The organism is Paraburkholderia caffeinilytica (genome assembly GCF_046030355.1).
GTDB classification, from domain to species: Bacteria; Pseudomonadota; Gammaproteobacteria; order Burkholderiales; family Burkholderiaceae; genus Paraburkholderia; species Paraburkholderia caffeinilytica_B.
The window spans coordinates 53373-76608 of sequence record NZ_JAQQCQ010000030.1; the positions used below are offsets into that span (position 1 = coordinate 53373).

A 23236-nucleotide genomic window follows, 5' to 3' on the forward strand; every position below is an offset into this window, starting at 1 on the left:
AGTCAGGACGCAAAAAGTATCAACAGGACCCAAAGGACCAACAATGAGCCGCTATTCGATATTCAGCCTGTTGCGTAACGGGATGTCGTATCACGAGAACTGGGAGCGTCAGTGGAAGAGCCCGGAGCCTAAGCGTGAGTACGACGTCGTGATCGTCGGCGGCGGCGGGCATGGTCTCGCCACGGCCTATTACCTCGCCAAGGAGCATGGCGTGCGCAATATCGCCGTGCTGGAGAAGGGCTGGATCGGCGGCGGCAATACCGCGCGCAATACGACCATCGTTCGATCGAATTATCTGTGGGACGAATCGGCCGCGCTCTACGAAAAGGCCATGAAGCTGTGGGAAGGTCTGTCGCAAGACCTCAACTACAACGTGATGTTCAGCCAGCGTGGCGTGATGAATCTCGCGCACACCTTGCAGGACGTGCGCGACACCGAGCGCCGTGTGAATGCAAACCGGCTGAACGGCGTGGATGCCGAATTCCTCACGCCGGAGCAGATCAAGGAAATCGAGCCGACCATCAATCTGAACAGCCGCTATCCGGTGCTCGGTGCGTCGATCCAGCGACGCGGCGGTGTGGCGCGCCACGACGCGGTGGCGTGGGGCTTCGCGCGCGGGGCGGATCAACATGGCGTCGACATCGTCCAGAACTGTCAGGTCACGGGCATTCGCCGTAACGGCAGCCAGGTGGTCGGCGTGGATACCACCAAGGGGTTCATCAAGGCGAAGAAGGTGGCGGTGGTGGCAGCGGGCAACACGTCCACACTCGCCGATATGGCTGGCATCCGTTTGCCTTTGGAGAGCCATCCGTTGCAGGCGTTGGTGTCCGAGCCGATCAAACCGGTCGTCAATACGGTGGTGATGTCGAACGCGGTGCATGCGTACATCAGCCAGTCCGACAAGGGCGATCTGGTGATCGGCGCGGGCGTCGATCAGTACACGGGTTTTGGGCAGCGCGGCAGTTTCCAGATCATCGAAGGCACGCTCGAAGCGATCGTCGAAATGTTCCCGGTGTTTTCGCGCGTGCGGATGAACCGCCAGTGGGGCGGCATCGTGGACGTGTCGCCGGATGCATGCCCGATTATCAGCAAGACCGACGTCAAAGGGCTTTATTTCAACTGCGGCTGGGGTACGGGTGGTTTCAAGGCGACGCCCGGGTCGGGTTGGGCCTATGCGCACACGATCGCGAAGGACGAACCGCATCCGCTGAACGCGCCGTTCTCGCTGGACCGCTTCTACACCGGTCACCTGATCGACGAGCACGGCGCCGCCGCTGTGGCCCACTAACTTCGCAATGAATTGCGTGGGACCGGAGTCAGCGCTTTAGCTGTCGGCCAGAGTTGGTGCTTTAGCGCTTACTCCGGTCCCATGCAAAGCACTCATTCCGGTCGACAACGAGGAGAACCAGATGCTGCTGATCGAATGCCCTTGGTGCGGGCCACGCGCCGAAACCGAATTTTCCTGCGGCGGCGAAGCGGACATTGCCCGTCCGCTCGATACCGACAAGCTCACCGATAAAGAATGGGGCGACTACCTGTTCATGCGCAAGAATCCGCGCGGCGTGCATCGCGAGCAATGGATGCACACGCAAGGATGCCGCCGCTGGTTCAAGGCTCAGCGCGACACGGTGAGCTACGAGATTCAGGGCTACGAGACGTTCGAACGTCCGCTGCTCGCGATGGACAGCAACGAGCCTAAGGCACAAGACAAGGCACAAGAGGGCAAGACACCATGAGCCAGAAAGATCGACTCCCCAGCGGTGGGCGCATCAACCGCGCGATCGTACTGAACTTCACGTTCAACGGGCGCAAGTATCAGGGCTTTCAGGGCGACACGCTCGCGTCCGCGCTGCTCGCGAACGGCGAGCATTTTGTGGCGCGCAGCTGGAAGTATCACCGGCCGCGCGGCATTGTGACAGCGGGTGTGGAAGAACCGAATGCGATCGTCCAGCTAGAAACCGGTGCCTACACGGTGCCGAACGCGCGTGCGACTGAAGTGGAGTTGTATCAGGGGCTCGTCGCAACCAGTGTGAACGCGAAGCCGAGCATCGAAAAAGACCGCATGGCGATCAACCAGAAGTTCGCGCGCTTCATTCCGGCGGGCTTCTACTACAAGACCTTCATGTGGCCGCGCAAGTTCTGGCCGAAGTATGAAGAAGTGATCCGCGATGCGGCCGGCCTCGGCAAGGCGCCCGAACACACCGATGCGGACCGCTACGACAAGTGCTTTGCGCATTGCGACGTGCTGGTGGTCGGCGGTGGCCCGACGGGTCTGGCGGCCGCGCATGCGGCGGCGTTATCAGGCGCTCGCGTGACGCTGATCGACGATCAGCCGGAACTCGGCGGCTCGCTGCTGTCCTGCCGGGCGGAGATCGACGGCAAACCGGCGCTGCAATGGGTCCACAAGATCGAGGACGAGTTGCGGCAGATGCCGGACGTGAAGATTCTGTGCCGCAGCACCGCGTTCGGATATCAGGACCATAACCTTGTCACCGTCACGCAGCGGCTCACCGAACATCTGCCGGTGTCGCAGCGAAAGGGTACGCGCGAACTGATGTGGAAGATTCGTGCGAAGCGCGTGATTCTCGCAACGGGCGCGCACGAGCGGCCGATCGTGTTCGGTAACAACGATCTGCCAGGCGTGATGCTGGCTTCGGCGGTGTCGACCTATCTGCATCGCTATGCGGTGCTGCCGGGCCGCAATGCCGTCGTGTTCACGAACAACGACGATGGTTATCAATGCGCGCTCGATCTGAAAGCGGCCGGCGCCCAGGTGACGGTCGTCGATCCGCGCACGGGCGAATCGAAGGGGACGCTGCCCGCGCTCGCACGGCGCTACGGCGTCAAGGTGATGAACGGTGTGGCTGTCACAGCGGCGCACGGCAAGCTGAGGGTTGCCTCGGTCGAGGTAGCGTCGTATTCGAAAGGACAAGTCGGTGCAAAGCAGAGCACGCTGCCCTGCGATCTGCTCGCGATGTCCGGCGGCTGGAGCCCGGTGCTGCATCTGTTCGCGCAGTCGGGAGGAAAGGCGCACTGGCATGACGACAAGGCCTGCTTCGTGCCGGGCAAGGCGATGCAGGCGGAAACCAGCGTCGGCGCGTGTGCGGGCGATTTCACGTTGGGTCAGGGGATTCGTTTCGCGGTCGACGCCGGTGTCGAGGCGGCGCGGGCGGCCGGGCACATCGTGGCGCGGCCGAATCCCGTGCAGGTGGCCGAGATTACCGAAGCGAAAATGCAGCCGCTGTGGCTCGTCGGCGGCCGTGAACTCGCAGCGCGCGGACCGAAGCAGTTCGTCGACTTCCAGAACGACGTGTCGGCGGCCGATATTTTCCTCGCGGCGCGCGAAGGTTTCGAATCGGTCGAGCACGTGAAGCGCTATACGGCCATGGGCTTCGGCACCGATCAGGGCAAGCTCGGCAACATCAACGGCATGGCGATTCTCGCGCAGGCGCTCGGCAAGACGATTCCCGAAACCGGTACGACGACGTTCCGTCCGAACTACACGCCGGTTACGTTTGGCACGTTTGCGGGCCGCGAGCTGGGTGAGTTTCTCGATCCGGTGCGCAAGACAGCGGTGCACGAATGGCACGTGGAAAACGGTGCGGCATTCGAGGACGTAGGCAACTGGAAGCGCCCCTGGTACTTCGCGAAGGCCGGCGAGGACATGCATGCCGCGGTCGCGCGTGAGTCGCTTGCCGTGCGCACGAGCGTCGGCATTCTCGACGCTTCGACACTTGGCAAGATCGATATTCAAGGCCCCGATGCGGCGAAGCTGCTGAACTGGGTCTACACGAATCCGTGGAGCAAGCTGGAAGTCGGCAAGTGCCGCTACGGCCTGATGCTCGACGAAAACGGCATGATCTTCGACGACGGCGTAACCGTGCGTCTCGCCGATCAGCACTACATGATGACCACGACCACCGGCGGCGCAGCGCGCGTGCTCACGTGGCTCGAACGCTGGCTGCAAACCGAGTGGCCGGATATGCGCGTGCGGCTCGCTTCCGTGACGGATCACTGGGCGACGTTTGCCGTGGTCGGTCCGAACAGCCGTAAGGTTCTGCAGAAAGTCTGCCACGACATCGACTTCGCGAACGCGGCGTTCCCGTTCATGAGCTATCGCGAAGGCACCGTGGCGGGCGCGGCATCGCGTGTGATGCGGATCAGCTTCTCCGGCGAACTGGCTTATGAAGTGAACGTCCCCGCGAATGTCGGTCGCGCGGTATGGGAAGCGTTGATGGCCGCAGGCGCGGAATTCGACATCACGCCGTATGGCACGGAAACCATGCACGTGTTGCGAGCGGAGAAGGGTTACATCATCGTCGGCCAGGATACGGACGGTTCGATGACGCCGTACGACCTCGGCATGGGCGGCCTCGTTGCGAAATCGAAAGACTTTCTCGGCAAGCGTTCATTGACGCGGACGGACACCGCAAAGGCTGGACGCAAGCAACTGGTCGGGCTGCTCGCGGACGATCCGTCGTTCGTGATTCCCGAAGGCTCACAGATCGTCGCCGGTCCGTTCCAGGGCGATACCGCGCCGATGCTCGGCCACGTCACGTCGAGCTATTACAGCCCGATCCTGAAGCGTTCGATTGCCATGGCGGTGGTGAAGGGCGGTCTCGACAAGATCGGCGAAACGGTCACGATTCCGCTCGCGAGCGGCAAGCAGATTGCGGCCAAGGTCACCAGTTCGGTGTTCTACGACAGCGAAGGAGCACGTCAACATGTGGAATGAAACAAGAGGGACGGTGTCGGCGGTGGATCGCGCTGTCGGCAAGCAAACAGGCGTGTGGCAGGAGTCGCCGCTGGTGGGCGCGGATACGCTGCTGAAGAAGCATCAGGCGACGGTGTCGGCGGCTTTCAGATTGAGCGAGCGGCCGTTTCTCGAACTCGTGAACGTGCGCGGCGATACGCGCGACGCAGCGTTCGTCAGCGCGGTGGAAAGCGTGATCGGCTGCCAGCCGCCCGAGAAGGCGAACACCATTGCGCGCGGCCATGGCTACGACATGCTGTGGCTCGGTCCCGATGAGTGGCTGGTGCGCTCGGCCATGGCGCACGACGCGGCGCGTACCGCGCCGTTGCAGACGAAGCTCGGTGCGGCATTTGCGGGCGTGTTCGCGTCGGCGGTGGATATCGGCAGCGGCTATACGGTGCTCGAAATCAGCGGCACACGTGCGCGTGACGTGTTGGCGCGTGGCTGCCCGCTCGATCTGCATGCGAAACTGTTCGGCGAAGGGCAGTGTGCACAGAGCCACTACTTCAAGGCGTCGATGACGCTGGTGCCTACCGGTGCGGACAGTTTCGATATCGTCGTGCGCCGCAGTTTTGCGGACTACTTTGTGAAGATCATGCTCGACGCGGCCGAGCCGCTTATGTCGTGAAGCGCGGCGAGCGATGTCTCGCTGAGGCATCGCTCGCGGCTTTCCCGGCCACCGACTGACATGACGTCGACACGTCTAGCCACCGCGCGCCTCACCGAGCGCGCGTGCCATGAGGGTGATGCCCACGCTGCGCTCGCGTTGCTCGATCAGAGCATCGTATTGCGGCACCGGCGCATCGCTCTGATCCGCTATCTCCTCGCGCAGCAGCTGGGCGCACCGCTGCAGTCGCGGCATCATGAGTACGTTGGGAAAATCGCCGCGCGTTTGAGTGCGGAGGCGCTCGCGCGCATCGCCGGCGCTGCGCGTGCGCGATTGCGAGCGTGAGACTCGGTTCCGCGTTCGCGCTGCTTCAGTGTCGAAACGCGTCTCGCGTGCGTTCTCTGGAGCACAAGCATTGACGGAACGACGCCCCCGTTCCATCCCCATGACGTATTCCTTCTATGTCGCCGATTTATGTCGGCGTCTACTGAAAACGCACTGATCGGAACGTCCACGCGGCAGCCGCCGCATCAACGAGGGGATGACATGTCTACCGCTTTTCAGCCTCGCGCGAGCGCAGCCGCCAGACTCGAGCGACTGCCGTTCTCCGGATATCACCGGACCATTTTCATCATCATCGCGGTCGCATTCTTTTTCGACTCGGTCGATCTCGGCACGATGACCTTCGTGCTAGGCTCGATCAAGAGCGAATTCCATTTGTCGACCGCGACGGCGGGGCTGGTGGCAAGCGCGAGTTTCTTCGGCATGGTGATCGGCGCCGCGGTTGCCGGCTTGCTGGCCGATCGCCTCGGACGACGCCCGGTGTTCCAATGGAGCATGGTGCTATGGGGGCTCGCATCGTATCTGTGCTCGACCGCGCAGAGCGTCGAAGCACTGATTTTCTATCGGGTGCTGCTCGGTTTTGGCATGGGCATGGAGTTTCCCATTGCGCAGACGCTCCTGTCCGAATTCGTGCCGGCAGCGTCGCGCGGACGGCTGATTGCGCTGATGGACGGCTTCTGGCCGCTCGGATTTATCACGGCGGGCGTGGTGTCGTACTTCGTGCTGCCGGCGTTCGGGTGGCGCACGGAATTCGCGCTGCTGGCGATTCCCGCCGTGTTCGTGCTGATCGTGCGCCGCGTCGTGCCGGAATCGCCGCGCTGGCTCGAACATCGAGGACGTCTCGCCGAAGCCGACAAGATCCTCGCCGAAGTCGAAGTGAAGGTCATGAAAGCGGCTGGCCTGAGTCAGTTGCGTGCACCGGTGATGTTGCAGGAACCGGTGGCCGCGAAAGGTACGAGCGCGTTTCGCGAGATCTGGAGCGCGGCCTACCGGCGCCGCACGATCATGGTGTGGACGCTGTGGTTTTTCGCGTTGCTCGGATTTTATGGGCTGACGTCATGGCTTGGCGCGTTGATGCAACAAGCGGGTTTTGCGGTGACGAAGTCGGTGCTGTATACGGTGCTGATTTCGCTCGGCGGAATTCCGGGTTTCATCTGCGCAGCGTGGCTGGTCGAACGCTGGGGACGTAAGCCGACCTGTATCGCGTCGCTGGCCGGCAGCGCGGTGATGGCCTATGTCTACGGACAAACCGCGCTGCACGCGCAAACGCCGACGCTGCTGATCTGCGCCGGCCTTGCCATGCAGTTTTTTATGTTTGCGATGTGGGCGGTGCTTTACACCTATACGCCTGAGCTTTATGGCACGGGAGCGCGCGCCACGGGATCGGGCTTTGCATCGGCGATTGGCCGGGTGGGCTCCCTGATCGGCCCTTACGTGGTGGGTGTCGTGTTGCCGATGTTCGGCCAAGGTGGCGTGTTCTCGCTCGGCGCGATGTGTTTTGTGATTGCCGCAGCCGCGGTGTGGATCATGGGAATCGAGACGCGTGGGCTGGCGCTGGAGGTTTTAGTGTCGGAAGCGGTTGAACCGGACGCGCAGGGCGTGTTGAGTCCTGCGCGAGAGTGACACTGGTGAATTGTCGAGTCATGCGGGGGATTGGCGCTTGCCGAGTGTTCTGTCCCGTTCGAGATTGACCGCTTACGCCTTGAGCAAAAAAATAAAAATGCCGCGAAATATTCGCGGCATTTTTACTGGCGTCTGGTTCGACAGTTTGACTCGATGCGTACTAAACCGACGCCACTTCGCGTTTCCGCGAAACCATCCCATTCGCCACGAAGTACGGCGTCTCCACCCGCGCCAACGCCTCCCGTCCGCGAATCCGATCGGCGATTTTCTCCGCGAGCATGATTGTCGGCGCATTCAGATTGCCGGTTGTGATCTGCGGCATGATCGACGCATCGACCACACGCAGCGCTTCCACGCCATGCACGCGGCCTTCGTTGTCCACCACCGCCATATCGTCGTAACCCATCTTGCACGAGCACGACGGATGGAACGCCGTCTCCGCACGCATCCGCACAAACGCGTCGAGTTGCTCGTCCGTCGTCAACTCCGCGCCCGGATTCAACTCCCGGCCGCGATAGCGATCCAGCGCCGGTTGCCGCATGATGTCGCGCGTAATACGGATACCGTCGCGGAATTCACGCCAGTCGAGCGGATCGGCCATGTAATTGAACAGGATGCTCGGATGCGCGGCCGGATCGCGTGACGTGAGCTTCACACGGCCGCGGCTCGGCGAACGCATCGAGCCGACGTGTGCCTGAAAGCCATGCATTTTGATCGCGTTCGAACCGTTGTAGTTGATCGCGACAGGCAGGAAGTGATACTGGATGTTCGGCCACAGATCGTCGTCGCGGGTACGGATGAAGCCGCCCGCTTCGAACTGATTGCTCGCGCCGATACCCGTGCCGTTGAGCATCCATTCAAGCCCAATGGCAGGCTGATTCCACCATTGCAACGCGGGATACAGCGAGACCGGCTCCTTGCATTCGTACTGGATGTACATCTCCAGATGATCCTGCAAATTTTCGCCGACGCCCGGGAGATCGTGCACGAGCGGCACGTCGAGTTTACGCAGCCACGTCGAGCGGCCGACGCCCGAGCGTTGCAGCAATTGCGGCGAGGCAATCGCACCACTGCACACCAGCACTTCGCGGCGCGCGTGCGCAGTCACCGCGTGGCCATGATGCAGATACGCGACGCCAATCGCACGCTTGCCCAGGAACAGCACGCGATCGGTCATGGCATGCGTGACGATGGTCAGATTCGGACGCGTCTTCGCGCGATCCAGATAGCCGCGTGCGGTGCTGGCGCGCCGGCCGTTCGCGGTGACCGTGCGATCCATCGGGCCGAAGCCTTCCTGCTGATAGCCGTTGAGGTCGTCGGTACGCGGGAAACCCGCCTGCACGCCGGCCTCGACCATCGCTGCGAACAAGGGATTGTTGCCGGGCTTGCTCGTCGTCACATGGACCGGACCGTCGCCGCCGTGGTACGCATTCGCGCCCACGTCGCGCGTTTCGGCTTTGCGGAAATACGGCAGGCAATCCAGATAGGTCCAGTTTTCCAGCCCAGGGCGGCCGGCCCAGCCGTCGTAGTCGAGCGCATTGCCGCGGATGTAGCACATGCCGTTGATCAGCGACGAACCGCCGAGTCCCTTGCCGCGCCCGCACTCCATGCGACGATTGTTCATGTGCGGCTCGGGATCGGTTTCGTACGCCCAGTTGTAGCGCCGCCCTTGCAACGGAAAGGCGAGGGCGGCGGGCATCTGCGTACGGAAGTCGAAACGGTAGTCGGGGCCGCCTGCTTCGAGGAGCAGCACGGTCACGTCCGCGTCTTCGGTGAGGCGGGAGGCAAGCACGTTGCCTGCCGAGCCCGCACCGACGATGATGTAGTCGTATTCGTTCGAAGCCATCGCCACCCCTCCTTAGAACACCGGTTGATACGGGCCGAGTTCGACCTGCACCGACTTGATGCGCGTGTAGTGTTCAAGCGTGGTGATGCCGTTTTCACGACCCACGCCCGATTGCTTGTAGCCGCCCACCGGCATTTCCGCGGGCGACTCGCCCCACGTATTGATCCAGCAGATACCCGCTTCGAGCCGATGAATCACGCGATGCGCGCGCGCCAGATTCTCGGTGACCACGCCGGCGGCCAAACCGTACGCGGTGTTATTTGCCCGCGAAATCGCTTCGTCTTCATCGTCGAAAACGAGAATGCTCATCACTGGGCCGAAGATTTCTTCGCGCACGATACGCATCGCGTCATGGCAGCCGGTGAAAACCGTCGGTTCGACGTACTGGCCGTTACCGAAGTGGCCTTCCGTCAGCCGTTTGCCGCCTGCGATGAGCCGTGCACCTTCCTGCACGCCGCTTTGGATATAGTCGAGCACTTTCTGTAATTGTGCGGCGCTGACGAGCGGGCCGAAGTTGGTGTCGGCATCAGTGGGCGCGCCGACGCGAATCCGTTTGACACGTTCCAGCACCAATGCTTCGAACCGCTCCAGCACACCGCGCTGCACGAATACACGTGTGCCGTTCGTGCAGACTTGACCGGAGCTGAAGAAGTTGGCGCTCATCGCGATGTCGGCGGCGCGTTCGAGGTTGGCGTCGTCGAAGACGAGCAGGGGAGATTTGCCGCCGAGTTCCATCGTCACTTCTTTCAGCGACGATGCACCCGCCAGCGACATCACTTTCTTGCCTGTTTCTACGCCGCCGGTGAACGAAATTTTCTCGATGTCCGGATGCGCGGCGAGCATCGCCCCAACACGTCCGTCGCCTTGTACGACATTGAATACGCCGTCCGGTACACCCGCCTCGGTATAAATCTCCGCGAGCTTCAACGCGGACAGCGGCGTGATTTCGCTCGGCTTGAAGATCATGGCGTTGCCGGCTGCCAACGCGGGCGCCGATTTCCAGCACGCAATCTGGATCGGATAATTCCACGCGCCGATCCCTGCGCACACGCCCAGCGGTTCGCGCCGTGTATAAACAAACGACGACGGCCGCAGCGGAATCTGCTGGCCTTCGATAGCGGTTGCCAACCCCGCGTAATACTCGATCACGTCCGCACCCGTAACGATATCAACGGCCCGCGTCTCCGCGATCGCCTTGCCGGTGTCGCGTGTTTCGAGCGCGGCGAGTTCGTCATTGCGCTCACGCAGAATCTCGACCACGCGGCGCAGGATGCGCGAGCGCTGCATCGCCGTGAGCGTGGCCCATTCGCGTTGGCCGTCACGCGCGGATTGCACCGCGCGATCGACGTCGGCCGCCGAAGCCTGTTGCACGGCCGCGAGCGTTTCGCCGGTGGCGGGGTCGAGCGTGTCGAAAGTCTCGCCACTGGTCGCGTCGACGTAGGCGCCGCCAATATAGAGACGTTGCGTTGCGAATACCGCCATGACTTACTCCTTGTCTGAAATGTCGCCGTTCTGGACGCGTGCTAGTTGCGTGCTGCCAGAAGCAGATCGATGTAGTCGTTCGCCACGCGCAGCGCGGCTTTCGTATCGAAGGGCTCACCGGACAACGCGCCGCGCAGCCACAGTCCGTCGATCAACGCCGCGAGGCCGCTTGCCGCACGGCGCGCCGCCGGACGCGGCAAGGCTTTGGAAAAATCCGCGCACAGATTCGAGTTCAACCGGCGCGTGTTGACATATTGAAGCCGCCGCAATTGCGGCTTGTGCATGCTCTCGGACCAGAACGCGAGCCACGTTTTCATCACGGGGCTGCTGGTTTGCTCAGCGTCGAAATTCGCCGCGACGACCGCGCGCAGTTTCGAGCGCGGATCCGCCTTCGCCGCGCGGCGCCGTCTCGACGTGGCCTGCCACAGATCGCGCAGCACGTGGCGCATGGTGGCTTCGAGCAACCCGTCCTTGTCGCCGAAATAGTGGCTGACGATGCCGGTGGAAATACTCGCGCGCTGCGCGACCGAGGCGAGAGTCGCACCGGCCAGGCCGGTGTGGTCGATGGTCAGCAGGGTGGCGTCGATCAGTTGAGCGCGGCGGATTTCGCGCATTCCAAGTTTGGGCATGGGGCTAGAGGTGGCAGGCGCAGACCGGCCGCCCAAGTATTCGATGGGCCATGTTATTTTTTTTATATTGAATGGTCAATCAATAAAAACCGGGTTGCATCAAGGTGGACACGGGTTGCGCCAAGCGTGTCGGTTCCGGCCAAACCGGTGTCGCGTTCGGTACATGTCCTTTGTTTCAGCGGGCGCTACGCTCGTTGAACGGCGCGTCACGTAGAGTCAGGCGCGCCGCTCACGAGACATGGAGACAGACAAATGAGCAGCAATCGCGGCGTCGTGTATCTAGGGCAGGGCAAGGTGGAAGTGCAGTCGATCGATTTTCCGAAGATGGTCGATCCGCGTGGCCGGTCAATCGGCCACGGCGTGATCCTGAAGGTGGTAAGCACGAATATTTGCGGCTCCGATCAGCACATGGTGCGTGGCCGCACAACCGCCGAGGTCGGCCTCGTGCTCGGTCACGAGATTACCGGCGAGGTGATCGAGGTGGGCCGCGACGTCGAGACGTTGAAGATCGGCGACCTGGTGTCGGTGCCGTTCAATGTTGCCTGCGGACGCTGTCCGACCTGCAAGGCGCAGCACACCGGCGTGTGCCTGAACGTGAATCCGTCGCGGGCGGGCGGTGCTTATGGCTACGTGGACATGGGCGGCTGGATTGGCGGTCAGGCCGAGTATGTGCTGGTGCCGTATGCCGACTTCAATCTGCTGAAATTCCCCGACCCTGCTCAGGCCATGTCGAAAATCCGCGACCTCACGTGTCTGTCCGACATTCTGCCGACCGGCTATCACGGTGCGGTGATGGCGGGCGTGAAGCCGGGCGCTACCGTCTACATTGCGGGCGCGGGTCCGGTAGGGATGGCGGCGGCCGCATCGGCGCGATTGCTGGGCGCGGCCTGCACGATCGTCGGCGATATGAACGAGGCGCGTCTCGCGCACGCGCGCAAGATGGGTTTCCAGACCATCGATCTGTCGAAGGACGCTACCCTCGGCGAGCAGATCGAACAGATTCTCGGCAAACCCGAAGTGGATTGCGCGGTGGACTGCGTCGGTTTCGAGGCGCACGGCCACGGCAGCAGCGGCTCGCACGAGGAGGCGCCGGCCACGGTTCTCAATTCGCTGATGGAAATCACCCGCGCCGCGGGCGCGATCGGCATTCCGGGCCTGTACGTAACGGACGATCCGGGCGCGACCGATGCTGCCGCCCGCAAAGGCAGCCTGAGCATTCGTTTCGGCCTCGGCTGGGCCAAGTCGCACTCATTCCACACCGGACAGACGCCGGTGATGAAGTACAACCACAATCTGATGCAGGCGATCTTGTGGGACCGGTTACCGATTGCGGACATCGTGAACGTGACGGTCGTCTCGCTCGACCAGGCCCCGGACGGTTACCGGCAGTTCGATGGCGGCGCGCCGAAGAAGTTTGTGATCGACCCGCACGGGCTGTTGAAGGCAGCGTGAGGACGCGGGAAGGGACCGCGTTCGCGGTCCTGTCTGAGACGATGACGCAAGGATGAACAGCCTGAGCGATCACAACACAATGCGTTGAGCGGGAACCTGCTCAACGCATTGCGTTTTCAGCCTGTGAAGTTATCAATCAGTGCGGCGGTCGATTTAAGCCGCCAACACCGGCACCGCCGCCAGCGACGGCGCCTGCTTGCGCCGCTCGCGCGTCGGCGCGGTGCCGAACGCGTCGCGATAGCTCTTCGAGAAGTGGCAAGCCGACTGGAAGCCGCAAGCCATCGTGATATGCATGATCGACATGTCGGTCTGCAGCAGCAACTCGCGGGAGCGCCGCAAGCGCAGCGTCAGATAGTAGTGGGTCGGCGTCATTCCCAGATGTTCGCGGAACAGGCGCTGCAACTGCCGTTGTGACATGCCGGCAAGCCGCGCGAGTTCTTCGCGCGAAAGCGGCTCTTCGATGTTGTTCTCCATCAGCGAGATCACTTCGAAGAGCGACTTGTTGGCTGAACCGAGCCGCGCCACCAGCGGCATTTTCTGTTGTGCGCTGTTATCGCGCACATGTTCGACGATGAACTGTTCCGCGATCTGCGTGACCCGTGCCGTGCCGACACGCGGTGCAATCAGGTTGAGCATCATATCGAGCGGCGCCACGCCACCGGTGCACGTGACGCGATCGCGATCGATCACGAACAGTTCTTTCAGAAAGCGCGTGTCGGGAAACTCTTCCTTGAGCGCCGACATGTTCTCCCAGTGAATCGCACACGCATAACCGGCCAGCAAGCCGGCACGCGCCAGCGCATACGTGCCCGTGCACAGGCTGCCGAGCACGCTGCCCATGCGGGCGAAGCGGCGCAGGGCGACGAGATGGGCGGGCGTGGTGGCGCGCTGCACATCGATGCCGCCAACCACGAACACGATATCGGGCTGACCGACACATTCAACCGGACCGGTATCGACCGAGAGGCCGTTGCTTGCCGTCACCGGGCCGCCTTCGGGGCTCACGATCGACCAGCGGTAAAGCGTTTGTCCCGTCAGGTAGTTCGCCATGCGGAGGACTTCAATCGCGTTGGTGAACGCGATCATCGTGAAGTTCGGCATCGGCATGAATGCAAAGTGCGACAGCGACGCCGTGCGATCGGTGGACATGGGGGAAATGATTCCTTCGAATCTGTAATGTCGCGTCGCCGTGGGGAGCGGCGACTCCTGCAATTTTGAGGACTAGCGCAACTAGCGTGCCATCAGGCTAAACCCTCGGTTGCCCATCAATGAGGCCGGATAGCTAAACAAATGGCACCAGAACGGCGCTGCACGGCTTCGCACACGCACCTGAACCGCGCACAACGATCAGCTGCAGTGCAGCATGAGCGCGAACGCTAACGATCGTTCGAAACCTGCTGTCGCGACTTGTCGAAAAAGGACGCTCATGGCGGAAAAGGCAAAGAACGCGTCTGAATTCGTAAATTGGCGCGCGAGGCGAGAGTCAAGAATAGACGCAATGCAGACCGGTGGCAGCAGGGCTTCACGGCTCGATCAACAGCCCGCTTCATAGCCCCTTGATAGCCCGCTTGACAGCCGCTTCCGGTCTTTCGCCAACCACCCCACGGACCTTCCATGTCGAACCCGAATCCTTTCTTCGAAGAATCGCTCGCCACGCGTGACGCGGCGGTGCGCGGCGCCATTTTGAAAGAGCTGGAGCGCCAGCAGTCGCAAGTCGAATTGATCGCGTCGGAAAACATCGTGTCGCGCGCAGTGCTCGAGGCGCAGGGCTCGGTGCTGACCAACAAGTACGCCGAAGGGTATCCGGGCAAGCGTTATTACGGTGGTTGCGAATACGTCGACGTGATCGAAACGCTGGCCCTCGATCGCATCAAGCAGCTTTTCAACGCGAAATTCGCCAACGTGCAGCCGCATTCCGGCGCGCAGGCCAATGGCGCGGTGATGCTTGCCCTGGTGAAGCCGGGCGAGACGGTGCTCGGCATGTCGCTCGATGCGGGCGGCCACCTGACCCATGGCGCGAGGCCGGCAATGTCGGGCAAGTGGTTCAACGCGGTTCAGTACGGTGTGAATCGCGACACGATGCTGATCGACTACGAGCAGATCGAGGAGCTCGCGCAGCAGCACAAACCGGCGTTGCTGATCGCGGGCTTCTCTGCTTATCCGCGTGCACTGGATTTCGCACGGCTGCGCGCAATCGCCGATGGCGTAGGCGCGAAGCTGATGGTGGACATGGCGCACATCGCCGGGATTATCGCGGCCGGGCGTCATCAGAATCCGGTCGAGTACGCGCACGTCGTTACGTCCACCACGCACAAGACGCTGCGCGGTCCGCGCGGCGGCTTTGTATTGACGAATGACGAAGACATTGCCAAGAAGATCAACTCCGCCGTGTTCCCGGGCTTGCAGGGCGGCCCGCTGATGCATGTGATCGCCGGTAAGGCGGTTGCCTTTGGCGAGGCGCTGCAACCGGGTTTCAAAACCTACATCGATAACGTGCTCGCGAATGCGCAGGCGCTCGGTGAAGTGCTGAAAGCCGGCGGCGTCGATCTGGTGACGGGCGGCACGGACAACCATCTGCTGCTGGTCGATCTTCGCCCGAAGGGCCTCAAAGGCAACCAGGTCGAGCAGGCACTGGAACGCGCAGGCATCACCTGCAATAAGAACGGCATTCCTTTCGACACCGAGAAGCCGACGGTCACGTCCGGTATTCGCCTCGGCACGCCGGCAGGCACGACGCGCGGCTTCGGCGTGAGCGAATTCCGCGAAGTCGGACGGCTGATCGTCGAGGTGCTCGACGCGCTGCGCGACCACCCGGAAGGCGATGCGGCAACCGAACAACGCGTGCGCCGCGAGATTTTCGCGCTGTGCGAACGCTTTCCCATCTACTAAGCACGCCTGGAGCAAACGATGAGCACTTTGCACGACAACAGCATCATCATCGACGGTCTGAACATTTCGAAGTTCGAGCGCTCGGTGTTCGAAGATATGTGCAAGGGCGGCGTAACCGCGGTGAACTGCACGGTGTCGGTCTGGGAAAGCTTCCAGAAGACCGTCGACAACATCGCCGAGATGAAGCAGCAGATCCGCGAGTACGGCGAAATCCTGACACTCGTGCGCACCACTGACGACATCCTGCGCGCGAAGAAGGAGAACAAGACCGGCATCATTTTCGGCTTTCAGAACGCGCATGCGTTCGAAGACAACCTCGGCTATATCGAGGCTTTCAAGGACCTCGGCGTGAACGTGGTGCAGCTTTGCTACAACACGCAGAACCTGGTCGGCACGGGCTGTTATGAACGCGACGGCGGTCTGTCGGGCTATGGACGTGAAGTGATTCAGGAGATGAACCGCGTCGGCATCATGGTCGATCTCTCGCATGTGGGCGGCAAGACGTCGTCCGAAGCGATTGCCGCATCGAACAAGCCGGTGTGTTACTCGCATTGCTGCCCATCGGGGCTGAAAGAGCATCCGCGCAACAAGAGCGATGAGCAACTGAAAGAGATTGCCGATGCCGGCGGTTTTGTTGGCGTGACGATGTTCGCGCCGTTCCTGAAGCGCGGCCCGGACGCCACCGTCGACGACTATATCGAAGCGATCGAATATGTGGTGAATCTGATCGGTGAAGACCAGGTCGGCATCGGTACGGACTTCACGCAAGGCTATAGCACCGAGTTCTTCGACTGGATCACGCACGACAAGGGCCGTTATCGCCAACTGACGAACTTCGGCAAGGTGGTGAATCCGGAAGGCATCCGCACGATTGGCGAGTTTCCGAACCTGACGGCCGCGATGGAACGCGCCGGCTGGAGCGAAACTCGCATCAAGAAGATCATGGGTGAAAACTGGGTCCGCGTGTTCGGCGAAGTGTGGAAGGTCTGATTCTCCATTCACCGAACCTGAACCTATAAAAACGGAGTCCCACATGCAACCCCAACTGCCTATCGACGTCGATCCGAACACCGGCGTCTGGACCACCGACGCGCTGCCGATGCTCTACGTGCCGCGTCACTTCTTCACGAACAATCACACGGCCGTCGAGGAAGCGCTCGGCATCGACACTTATGCCGGGATTCTCTACAAGGCCGGCTACAAGTCCGCGTATTTCTGGTGCGACAAGGAAGCGAAACAACACGGCCTTACCGGCATGGCGGTGTTCGAGCATTACCTGAACCGTCTGTCGCAACGCGGCTGGGGCATCTTCACGATCACGGAAGCCGATCCGTCCAGCTCGCGTGCCCGTATTGAGTTGCACCACTCGTCGTTCGTGCTCGCGCAGCCGGGTAAGGAAGGCAAGCTTTGCTACATGTTCGCCGGCTGGTTCGCGGGTGCGATGGACTGGGTCAACGACACCGCGCCGGACGGACAGCGCAAAGGTCCGCCGTCCCATTCGAAAGAAGCGCGCTGCGCGGCCGAAGGCCACGATCACTGCGTGTTCGAAGTATCGCCGCTCGCGTCGTAACGACAAACGCACACAGCCGCACACAGCCTATTCATTCCGAGGTCGATCGCGATGCGTTACCCGAACCTTTTCAAACCTCTCACGCTGAACAAGCTGACTTTACGCAATCGTATCGTCAGCACCGCGCACGCGGAGGTGTATGCGGAACCGGGTGGCCTGCCCGGCGACCGTTATATCCGTTACTACGAAGAGAAGGCCAAGGGCGGTGTCGGCCTCGCCGTGTGCGGCGGCTCGAGCCCGGTGTCGATCGACAGTCCGCAAGGCTGGTGGAAATCGGTCAATCTCTCGACCGACAAGATCATCGACCCGCTCGCGCGGCTCGCCGAAGCGATGCATCGGCACGGCGCGAAAATCATGATTCAGGCGACGCATATGGGGCGCCGCTCGGCATTTCATGGCGAACACTGGCCGCATCTGATGTCGCCTTCGGGCGTGCGTGAGCCGGTGCACCGCGGCAACGCGAAGATCATCGAAGTGGAAGAAATTCGCCGCATCATCTCGGACTTCGCCGCGGCCGCGAAGCGCGTGAAGGATGCCGGCATGGACGGCATCGAAATCTCGGCGGCGCACCAGCATCTGATCGATCAGTTCTGGAGCCCGCGCACGAATTTCCGCACCGACGAATGGGGCGGTTCGCTCGAAAACCGTCTGCGCTTCGGCACGGAAGTGTTGAAGGCCGTGCGCGAAGCGGTCGGCGCGGATTTTTGCGTCGGTCTGCGCATGTGTGGCGACGAGTTCCACGAAGATGGTCTCGATCACGAGCAACTGAAAGAGATCGCCCAGGCGATGAGCGAAACCGGCCTGATCGATTACCTCGGCGTGATCGGTTCCGGGGCAGATACGCACAATACGCTGGCGAACTGCATGCCGCCGATGGCGTTGCCGCCTGAACCGTTCGTGCATCTCGCGGCCGGTATCAAGTCGGTGGTGAAACTGCCGGTGATGCATGCGCAAAGCATCCGCGATGCGGGCCAGGCGGAACGTCTGCTCGCGAGCGGCATGGTCGATCTGGTCGGCATGACGCGCGCGCAGATCGCCGATCCGCATATGGTGATCAAGATCCGCGACGGTCGCGAGGACGAGATCAAGCAATGCGTCGGCGCGAATTATTGCATCGACCGCCAGTACAACGGGCTGGACGTGCTGTGCGTGCAGAATGCCGCGACGTCGCGCGAAGAAACCATGCCACATGTGATCGCGAAGACGCGTGGGCCGAAGCGCAAGATCGTCGTGGTCGGCGCGGGGCCGGCCGGACTGGAAGCGGCGCGCGTGGCGAAGTCGCGCGGCCATGACGTGGTGCTGTTCGAGAAGAACGACTATGTCGGCGGTCAGATCATGCTCGCCGCGAAAGCGCCGCAGCGCGAGCAGATGGCGGGCATTGTGCGCTGGTTCGATATGGAAACGAAGCGCCTCGGCGTCGATCGGCGTCTCGGTGTCGCCGCAGACGAAAAAACCATCATGGCTGAGAAGCCGGACATCGTCGTGCTGGCCACGGGCGGTTCGTCGTTCACGTCGCAAGTCGCGGCGTGGGGCGTCGAAGAAGGGCTTGCGGTCAGTTCATGGGATGTGCTGTCGGGCAAGGTCGAACCGGGCAAGAACGTGCTGGTTTATGACGGTGTCAGCACGCACGCTGGCGCGGGTGTCGCGGATTTCATGTCGAGTCGCGGCTCGAATGTCGAGATCGTCACGCCCGACGTGAAAGTTGCCGACGACGTGGGCGGCACCACGTTCCCGATTTTCTATCGCCGCCTGTATGCGCAAGGGGTGATTCACACGCCGAACTACTGGCTCGATAGGGTGTACGAGGAAGACGGCAGGAAGATCGCCGTGATCCGTAACGAGTACACGGAAGAGCAGGAAGAGCGCGCGGTCGATCAGGTGGTGATCGAGAACGGCAGCACGCCGAACGATCAGCTTTACTGGACGCTCAAGCCGGAGTCGGTGAATCGCGGGCAGGTGGACGTGCATAAGCTGTTCGCGTCCGAGCCGCAACCGTCGCTCAGCGAAGAACTTGGTAACGGCCGCTTCCTGCTGTTCCGGGTCGGCGACTGCATTTCCATGCACAACATTCACGGCGCGATCTATGACGCGCTGCGCCTTTGCAAGGATTTCTGACGATGAGCCCCGTGTTTGTCATCACTGTCCTGTTGTGGTTGTCGGTGGCGGGTCTTGCGTTCGCGCTCGCCAAACGCGCTGCGTACTGGCGCGAAGGGCGCGCCACGGCGGCGGGTGCGTATGGCTGGGCCAATCTGCTGTCGATTCCCAAGCGCTATTTCGTCGACCTGCACCACGTGGTTGCACGCGACCCGTACATTGCGAAGACGCACGTCGCGACGGCAGGCGGGGCGATCCTCGCGATGGCGCTGGTGTTCGTCAATTACGGGCTCGCCATTTACTCGCCGTGGCTCGACAAGCTGATCTTTCTGGCCGCGCTGGTGATGCTGGTCGGCGCGGTGTTCGTCTGGCGCCGGCGGCATGGCGCGAAGGCGGTGCCGGCGCGGCTTTCGCGTGGGCCGTGGGATCATTTGCCGCTGCTGCTTGGGTCGTTCGCGCTCGGTTTGGCGCTGTTCATCGCGTTGCCGGCGGCGGCGATGTCGGGTGCTTTGGCAATTGTCGTCGCGTTGCTGATCGCAGTGGGCGCGTTCACGATGACGTTCGGCGCGGCGCGTGGCGGTCCGATGAAGCATGCGCTAGCGGGTCTGCTGCACCTTGCATTTCATCCGCGCCAGGAGCGCTTTGCTGAGCGCAACGACAACGATGTCGTGCCGCCGACCGCGCTGAAGGTGCCGCTGCTCGACGCAAAAGAATACGGTGTCGGCAAGCCGGTCGAGTTTCGCTGGAACCAGTTGCTGAGCTTCGACGCCTGCGTGCAGTGCGGCAAGTGCGAAGCGGCGTGCCCCGCGTTTGCCGCCGGTCAGCCGCTCAATCCGAAGAAGCTGATTCAGGATCTCGTTACAGGCATGGTTGGTGGCACGGACGAGGCTTATGCCGGCAGCCCGACGCCTGGCATTCCGGTCGGCAAACACGGCGGCGCGCCGGGCAAGCCGCTCGTGTCGAGTTTGATCGAAGCGGACACGCTGTGGTCGTGCACCACCTGCCGCGCCTGCGTGCAGGAATGCCCGATGCTGATCGAGCACGTCGACGCGATCGTGGACATGCGCCGCAACCAGACCTTGGTCGAAGGCGCTGTGCCCGGCAAGGGACCGGTTACGCTCGCCAATCTGCGTGAGACCGGCAGTTCGAACGGCTACGACATCGGCGCACGTTACGACTGGGCGGTCGACCTGCAGGTGCAGGTTGCGCAGCCGGGCCGGCAGGTGGACGTGCTGTTGATTGCCGGCGAAGGCGCCTTCGACATGCGCTATCAGCGCACGCTGCGCGCGCTGATCAAGGTGCTGAATCGGGCTGGGATCGACTATGCGGTGCTCGGCGGCGTCGAAACGGATACCGGCGATACGGCACGGCGCCTCGGCGACGAAGCGACTTTCCAGCAACTCGCGCATCGGCTGATCGGCACGCTCTCACAGTACTCGTTCCGCAAGATCGTCACTGCAGATCCACACGTGCTGCACAGCCTGCGCAACGAATATCGTGCACTCGGCGGTTTCTACGAGGTCCAGCATCACACGGCGCTGATCGAAGAACTGGTATCGAGCGGCAAGCTGTCGCCGAAGGCGGTCGCCGCGTTCGCGGACCGCAAGATCACGTATCACGATCCGTGCTATCTGGGCCGCTATAACGGTGAGACGGAAGCGCCGCGCCGTTTGCTGAAAACCATCGGCATCAAGGTGGTCGAGATGGAACGCAATGGGTTGCGTGGGCGTTGTTGCGGCGGTGGCGGCGGTGCGCCATTGACCGACATCCCCGGGAAAAAGCGCATTCCGGATATTCGCATCGACGACGCCCGCGCGATCAACGCGGAGATCGTCGCGGTGGGTTGTCCGAATTGCACGGCGATGCTCGAAGGCGTGGTCGGTCCGCGTCCGGAGGTGCTGGACGTCGCCGAACTGGTTGCTGCAGCGCTGGAGTAACGCGATGAACACGCTCAAACGAATCGATCCGCGCCGGCCGTTCACGATCACGGCGGACGGCCTCAAGCGCATCACGCTCGGCATGACCGGCGTTGCAGGCTCGACGGAACTCGCGGCGCATGGCTCGACGGCGTCGGCGCATCGCGAGCATGCAAAGGCGCGTCGCACGACGGCGGCGTCACAGCGTGTGCTGCTGGTGGCCGCTCACGCGGACCGCGGCGCGCTGGATGATCACGCGCGCCAGACGCTGGCCGCCGCCGCACTGATCGCCGACATGACAACCGAAGTCGTATTGCTCGTATTCGGCGAGTTCAGCGGCGACGCCGCTGAATTCGGCGCCGACAAGCTGATCGAGTTGCCGATGTTCGACCGCCGCGTTTTCGCACCGATGGACGAACTGAACGCACTGGCCGCGTGTGTCGCGGCTTACGCGCCGGTGCATATTTTTCTGCCCGACAACGCGACCGGCGACGGCGACCTCGGCCGCCGTTATGCGGCAGCCGCGAATGCGAGTGTGGCGACACATGTCGTCGAAATCGATGCGGTCCATGTCGCGGCTTATATCCAGACGAATACGGCGTTCGCCGCGCGCTCGCTGCCCGAGGTCGTTTTGCTGGCGCCGAATACAGTCGATCCGAAGTTGCCGTTTGTCGGCGCGGGTGAGCGCGTGGTGTGGCGTTTCGATGGCGAACCGGCGTCGTCCAAGGGCCTTGTGCGCGATCTCGGCATCGAGGAAATCGACGCCGCGCAGCTCGCGCTCGAAGAGGCGGATTTCATCGTCTCAGCAGGCAATGGCGTCAGTGACGTGCCCGCGTTCGAGCGTCTTGCCGGCACCTTGGGCGCCGCGATAGGCGCAAGCCGCGTCGCGGTGGACGACGGCAAGTTCACCCGCGACAAGCAGATCGGTGCCACCGGCAAGACGGTCGAAGCGAGTGTGTATATCGCGTTCGGCATTTCTGGCGCAGTTCAGCATCTGCAGGGCATCAAGGATTGCCGCCATGTGATCGCCGTGAATCTCGACGCCAGCGCGCCGATCGCCAAGCGCGCGAACCTGACCGTTATCGCCGACGCGCAGGAAACCATCGCAGCGCTGAACGAAGCCGCGGCGGCTGCGCGTACGGCACGCGGCACCGGTGCGGCGCTATTGAATTCAACGGCTCTTGCGGAAGGAGTGCCAGCATGAAAATCGCCGTACTGGTTTCCGTGGGACGGCATCCGGTTAGTGGCACTGCACGCTACAGCCGCAACGATGCCGCCGCGCTGACGATCGCGCTTTCGCTCGCCAAAACGCACGACGCGGCGCTCGACGTGTTGCACGCGGGCGATCCGTCGAATCCTGCGCTCAAGGAGTATCTCGCGCTCGGTGCGCGCACTGTCGAGGTGCTGGACGTGTCGGCAACGCCTGAATTGCAGGGCGATGCGGTAGCGCCGCTCGCCGCACGTCTACGGGGTTATGACCTTGTCTTGACGGGCACCCGCGCCGAAGGCGCATTCGATAGCGGCATGCTGCCGTATCGCGTGGCCAGTGCGCTGGATATGCCGCTGGTCGGTGCAGCAGTCGATCTGACGCTCCGCGACGGTTGCGCCGAAGTCAGACAATTCATGCCGAAAGGCTTGCGCCGCCGCGTCGAAGTGCGGTTGCCGGCGTTGATCGCGGTGCACCCGATGGCCAACACAGCACCAAGCTACGCCTACGCAAGACTGCGCGAAGGCGCGATCCGTCCGGTCGCAACAGAAGCGCCCGGAACCCCGGCCGCAGCCAACCCCCACGACCACGCCTGGACGATCCGTCCCGCGACCGCCAAACCCGTGCGTCTCGCCGCTGCCGAAAAGCGCTCCGGGCATGCCCGCATGCTCTCGGCGACGACGACCGAAAGCCGTGGCGGCAGCGTCGTAATTGAAGGGAGTTCCGTCGAAAAAGCACAAGTGATTCTCGCGTATTTGCGCGAGCATCAACTCGTGGATTACTGATTTCCGGTTCGGGCGAGCATGCGACCAGGAGGGCCTGGCGC

18 protein-coding genes are annotated in these 23236 nt (G+C 62.4%); 14 read left to right on the forward strand and 4 right to left on the reverse strand.

The window, feature by feature from the left end; genetic code table 11:
* Window positions 1–43: 43 nt before the first annotated feature.
* The 6 genes from PQQ95_RS32120 (at window position 44) to PQQ95_RS32145 (ending at window position 7325) form a co-directional block, all read left to right on the forward strand.
* A complete protein-coding gene (locus PQQ95_RS32120) occupies window positions 44–1288 on the forward strand; it encodes a sarcosine oxidase subunit beta family protein (RefSeq protein WP_408445182.1) in 1245 nt (414 codons plus the stop codon).
* Window positions 1289–1409: 121 nt separating this feature from the next.
* Window positions 1410–1736: a sarcosine oxidase subunit delta gene (locus tag PQQ95_RS32125; protein ID WP_408445185.1), complete on the forward strand. Its 327-nt coding sequence runs from the start codon at window positions 1410–1412 to the stop codon at window positions 1734–1736.
* Window positions 1733–4735 carry a sarcosine oxidase subunit alpha family protein gene (locus tag PQQ95_RS32130; RefSeq protein WP_408445188.1) on the forward strand — a complete coding sequence of 1001 codons (3003 nt, stop codon included), beginning with the start codon at window positions 1733–1735 and terminating at the stop codon, window positions 4733–4735. Before PQQ95_RS32125 ends, PQQ95_RS32130 begins: the two co-directional genes overlap by 4 nt.
* On the forward strand, window positions 4725–5381 hold the full coding sequence (locus tag PQQ95_RS32135) for a sarcosine oxidase subunit gamma (RefSeq protein WP_408445190.1): 657 nt from the start codon (window positions 4725–4727) through the stop codon (window positions 5379–5381). Before PQQ95_RS32130 ends, PQQ95_RS32135 begins: the two co-directional genes overlap by 11 nt.
* Window positions 5382–5441: 60 nt before the next feature.
* The gene (locus PQQ95_RS32140) at window positions 5442–5705 is read left to right on the forward strand and encodes a hypothetical protein (protein ID WP_408445193.1); all 264 of its coding nucleotides are present in this window, start codon (window positions 5442–5444) and stop codon (window positions 5703–5705) included.
* 201 nt (window positions 5706–5906) lie between these two features.
* Window positions 5907–7325 carry an MFS transporter gene (locus tag PQQ95_RS32145; RefSeq protein WP_408445195.1) on the forward strand — a complete coding sequence of 473 codons (1419 nt, stop codon included), beginning with the start codon at window positions 5907–5909 and terminating at the stop codon, window positions 7323–7325.
* Between the two features lie 160 nt (window positions 7326–7485).
* Here PQQ95_RS32145 and betA read toward each other — a convergent pair whose 3' ends face one another.
* From betA to betI, 3 genes are read right to left on the reverse strand one after another with little or no spacing between them, the layout of a single operon-like run.
* Entirely contained in the window at window positions 7486–9171 is a 1686-nt protein-coding gene (gene betA / locus PQQ95_RS32150) for a choline dehydrogenase (protein WP_408445198.1), read from the reverse strand.
* A gap of 12 nt (window positions 9172–9183) precedes the next feature.
* Window positions 9184–10653, reverse strand: a complete 1470-nt coding sequence (betB, locus tag PQQ95_RS32155; protein ID WP_408445199.1) for a betaine-aldehyde dehydrogenase — start codon at window positions 10651–10653, stop codon at window positions 9184–9186.
* A gap of 41 nt (window positions 10654–10694) precedes the next feature.
* Window positions 10695–11282, reverse strand: coding sequence for a transcriptional regulator BetI (gene betI / locus PQQ95_RS32160; RefSeq protein ID WP_408445201.1), 588 nt, complete (start codon window positions 11280–11282; stop codon window positions 10695–10697).
* Between the two features lie 252 nt (window positions 11283–11534).
* Between betI and fdhA the strand changes: the two genes are divergently transcribed.
* Window positions 11535–12734 (forward strand): formaldehyde dehydrogenase, glutathione-independent, encoded by a 1200-nt coding sequence (gene fdhA, locus PQQ95_RS32165; RefSeq protein WP_408445203.1) that lies wholly within the window; start codon window positions 11535–11537, stop codon window positions 12732–12734.
* Window positions 12735–12887: 153 nt separating this feature from the next.
* Here the strand turns inward: fdhA and PQQ95_RS32170 are convergent, their stop codons facing one another.
* A complete protein-coding gene (locus PQQ95_RS32170; protein WP_408445206.1) occupies window positions 12888–13883 on the reverse strand; it encodes a GlxA family transcriptional regulator in 996 nt (331 codons plus the stop codon).
* A gap of 465 nt (window positions 13884–14348) precedes the next feature.
* Here PQQ95_RS32170 and PQQ95_RS32175 point away from each other — a divergent pair, with 465 nt between their 5' ends.
* Genes PQQ95_RS32175 through PQQ95_RS32205 form a run of 7 tightly spaced genes read left to right on the forward strand, consistent with a single transcriptional unit; the run spans window position 14349 to window position 23195 of the window.
* The gene (locus PQQ95_RS32175) at window positions 14349–15623 is read left to right on the forward strand and encodes a serine hydroxymethyltransferase (RefSeq protein WP_408445208.1); all 1275 of its coding nucleotides are present in this window, start codon (window positions 14349–14351) and stop codon (window positions 15621–15623) included.
* An 18-nt stretch (window positions 15624–15641) separates the two neighbouring features.
* On the forward strand, window positions 15642–16613 hold the full coding sequence (locus PQQ95_RS32180; protein WP_408445209.1) for a dipeptidase: 972 nt from the start codon (window positions 15642–15644) through the stop codon (window positions 16611–16613).
* 43 nt (window positions 16614–16656) lie between these two features.
* Window positions 16657–17193, forward strand: a complete 537-nt coding sequence (locus PQQ95_RS32185; RefSeq protein WP_408445211.1) for a DUF5943 domain-containing protein — start codon at window positions 16657–16659, stop codon at window positions 17191–17193.
* Between the two features lie 51 nt (window positions 17194–17244).
* A complete protein-coding gene (locus tag PQQ95_RS32190) occupies window positions 17245–19308 on the forward strand; it encodes an oxidoreductase (protein ID WP_408445213.1) in 2064 nt (687 codons plus the stop codon).
* Window positions 19309–19310: 2 nt separating this feature from the next.
* On the forward strand, window positions 19311–21224 hold the full coding sequence (locus PQQ95_RS32195; RefSeq protein ID WP_408445216.1) for a (Fe-S)-binding protein: 1914 nt from the start codon (window positions 19311–19313) through the stop codon (window positions 21222–21224).
* 4 nt (window positions 21225–21228) lie between these two features.
* Window positions 21229–22407, forward strand: coding sequence for an electron transfer flavoprotein subunit alpha/FixB family protein (locus PQQ95_RS32200; RefSeq protein WP_408445219.1), 1179 nt, complete (start codon window positions 21229–21231; stop codon window positions 22405–22407).
* Window positions 22404–23195: an electron transfer flavoprotein subunit beta/FixA family protein gene (locus PQQ95_RS32205; protein ID WP_408445221.1), complete on the forward strand. Its 792-nt coding sequence runs from the start codon at window positions 22404–22406 to the stop codon at window positions 23193–23195. The genes PQQ95_RS32200 and PQQ95_RS32205 overlap by 4 nt, the downstream gene beginning before the upstream one ends.
* Window positions 23196–23236: the final 41 nt, after the last annotated feature.

Bases quoted from the DNA above. Each gene is read 5' to 3' on its own strand.
- PQQ95_RS32120 (WP_408445182.1), top strand. From the start codon at position 44: ATGAGCCGCTATTCGATATTCAGCCTGTTGCGTAACGGGATGTCGTAT.
- PQQ95_RS32125 (WP_408445185.1), top strand. From the start codon at position 1,410: ATGCTGCTGATCGAATGCCCTTGGTGCGGGCCACGCGCCGAAACCGAA.
- PQQ95_RS32130 (WP_408445188.1), top strand. From the start codon at position 1,733: ATGAGCCAGAAAGATCGACTCCCCAGCGGTGGGCGCATCAACCGCGCG.
- PQQ95_RS32135 (WP_408445190.1), top strand. From the start codon at position 4,725: ATGTGGAATGAAACAAGAGGGACGGTGTCGGCGGTGGATCGCGCTGTC.
- PQQ95_RS32140 (WP_408445193.1), top strand. From the start codon at position 5,442: ATGACGTCGACACGTCTAGCCACCGCGCGCCTCACCGAGCGCGCGTGC.
- PQQ95_RS32145 (WP_408445195.1), top strand. From the start codon at position 5,907: ATGTCTACCGCTTTTCAGCCTCGCGCGAGCGCAGCCGCCAGACTCGAG.
- betA (WP_408445198.1), bottom strand. From the start codon at position 9,171: ATGGCTTCGAACGAATACGACTACATCATCGTCGGTGCGGGCTCGGCA.
- betB (WP_408445199.1), bottom strand. From the start codon at position 10,653: ATGGCGGTATTCGCAACGCAACGTCTCTATATTGGCGGCGCCTACGTC.
- betI (WP_408445201.1), bottom strand. From the start codon at position 11,282: ATGCCCAAACTTGGAATGCGCGAAATCCGCCGCGCTCAACTGATCGAC.
- fdhA (WP_408445203.1), top strand. From the start codon at position 11,535: ATGAGCAGCAATCGCGGCGTCGTGTATCTAGGGCAGGGCAAGGTGGAA.
- PQQ95_RS32170 (WP_408445206.1), bottom strand. From the start codon at position 13,883: ATGTCCACCGATCGCACGGCGTCGCTGTCGCACTTTGCATTCATGCCG.
- PQQ95_RS32175 (WP_408445208.1), top strand. From the start codon at position 14,349: ATGTCGAACCCGAATCCTTTCTTCGAAGAATCGCTCGCCACGCGTGAC.
- PQQ95_RS32180 (WP_408445209.1), top strand. From the start codon at position 15,642: ATGAGCACTTTGCACGACAACAGCATCATCATCGACGGTCTGAACATT.
- PQQ95_RS32185 (WP_408445211.1), top strand. From the start codon at position 16,657: ATGCAACCCCAACTGCCTATCGACGTCGATCCGAACACCGGCGTCTGG.
- PQQ95_RS32190 (WP_408445213.1), top strand. From the start codon at position 17,245: ATGCGTTACCCGAACCTTTTCAAACCTCTCACGCTGAACAAGCTGACT.
- PQQ95_RS32195 (WP_408445216.1), top strand. From the start codon at position 19,311: ATGAGCCCCGTGTTTGTCATCACTGTCCTGTTGTGGTTGTCGGTGGCG.
- PQQ95_RS32200 (WP_408445219.1), top strand. From the start codon at position 21,229: ATGAACACGCTCAAACGAATCGATCCGCGCCGGCCGTTCACGATCACG.
- PQQ95_RS32205 (WP_408445221.1), top strand. From the start codon at position 22,404: ATGAAAATCGCCGTACTGGTTTCCGTGGGACGGCATCCGGTTAGTGGC.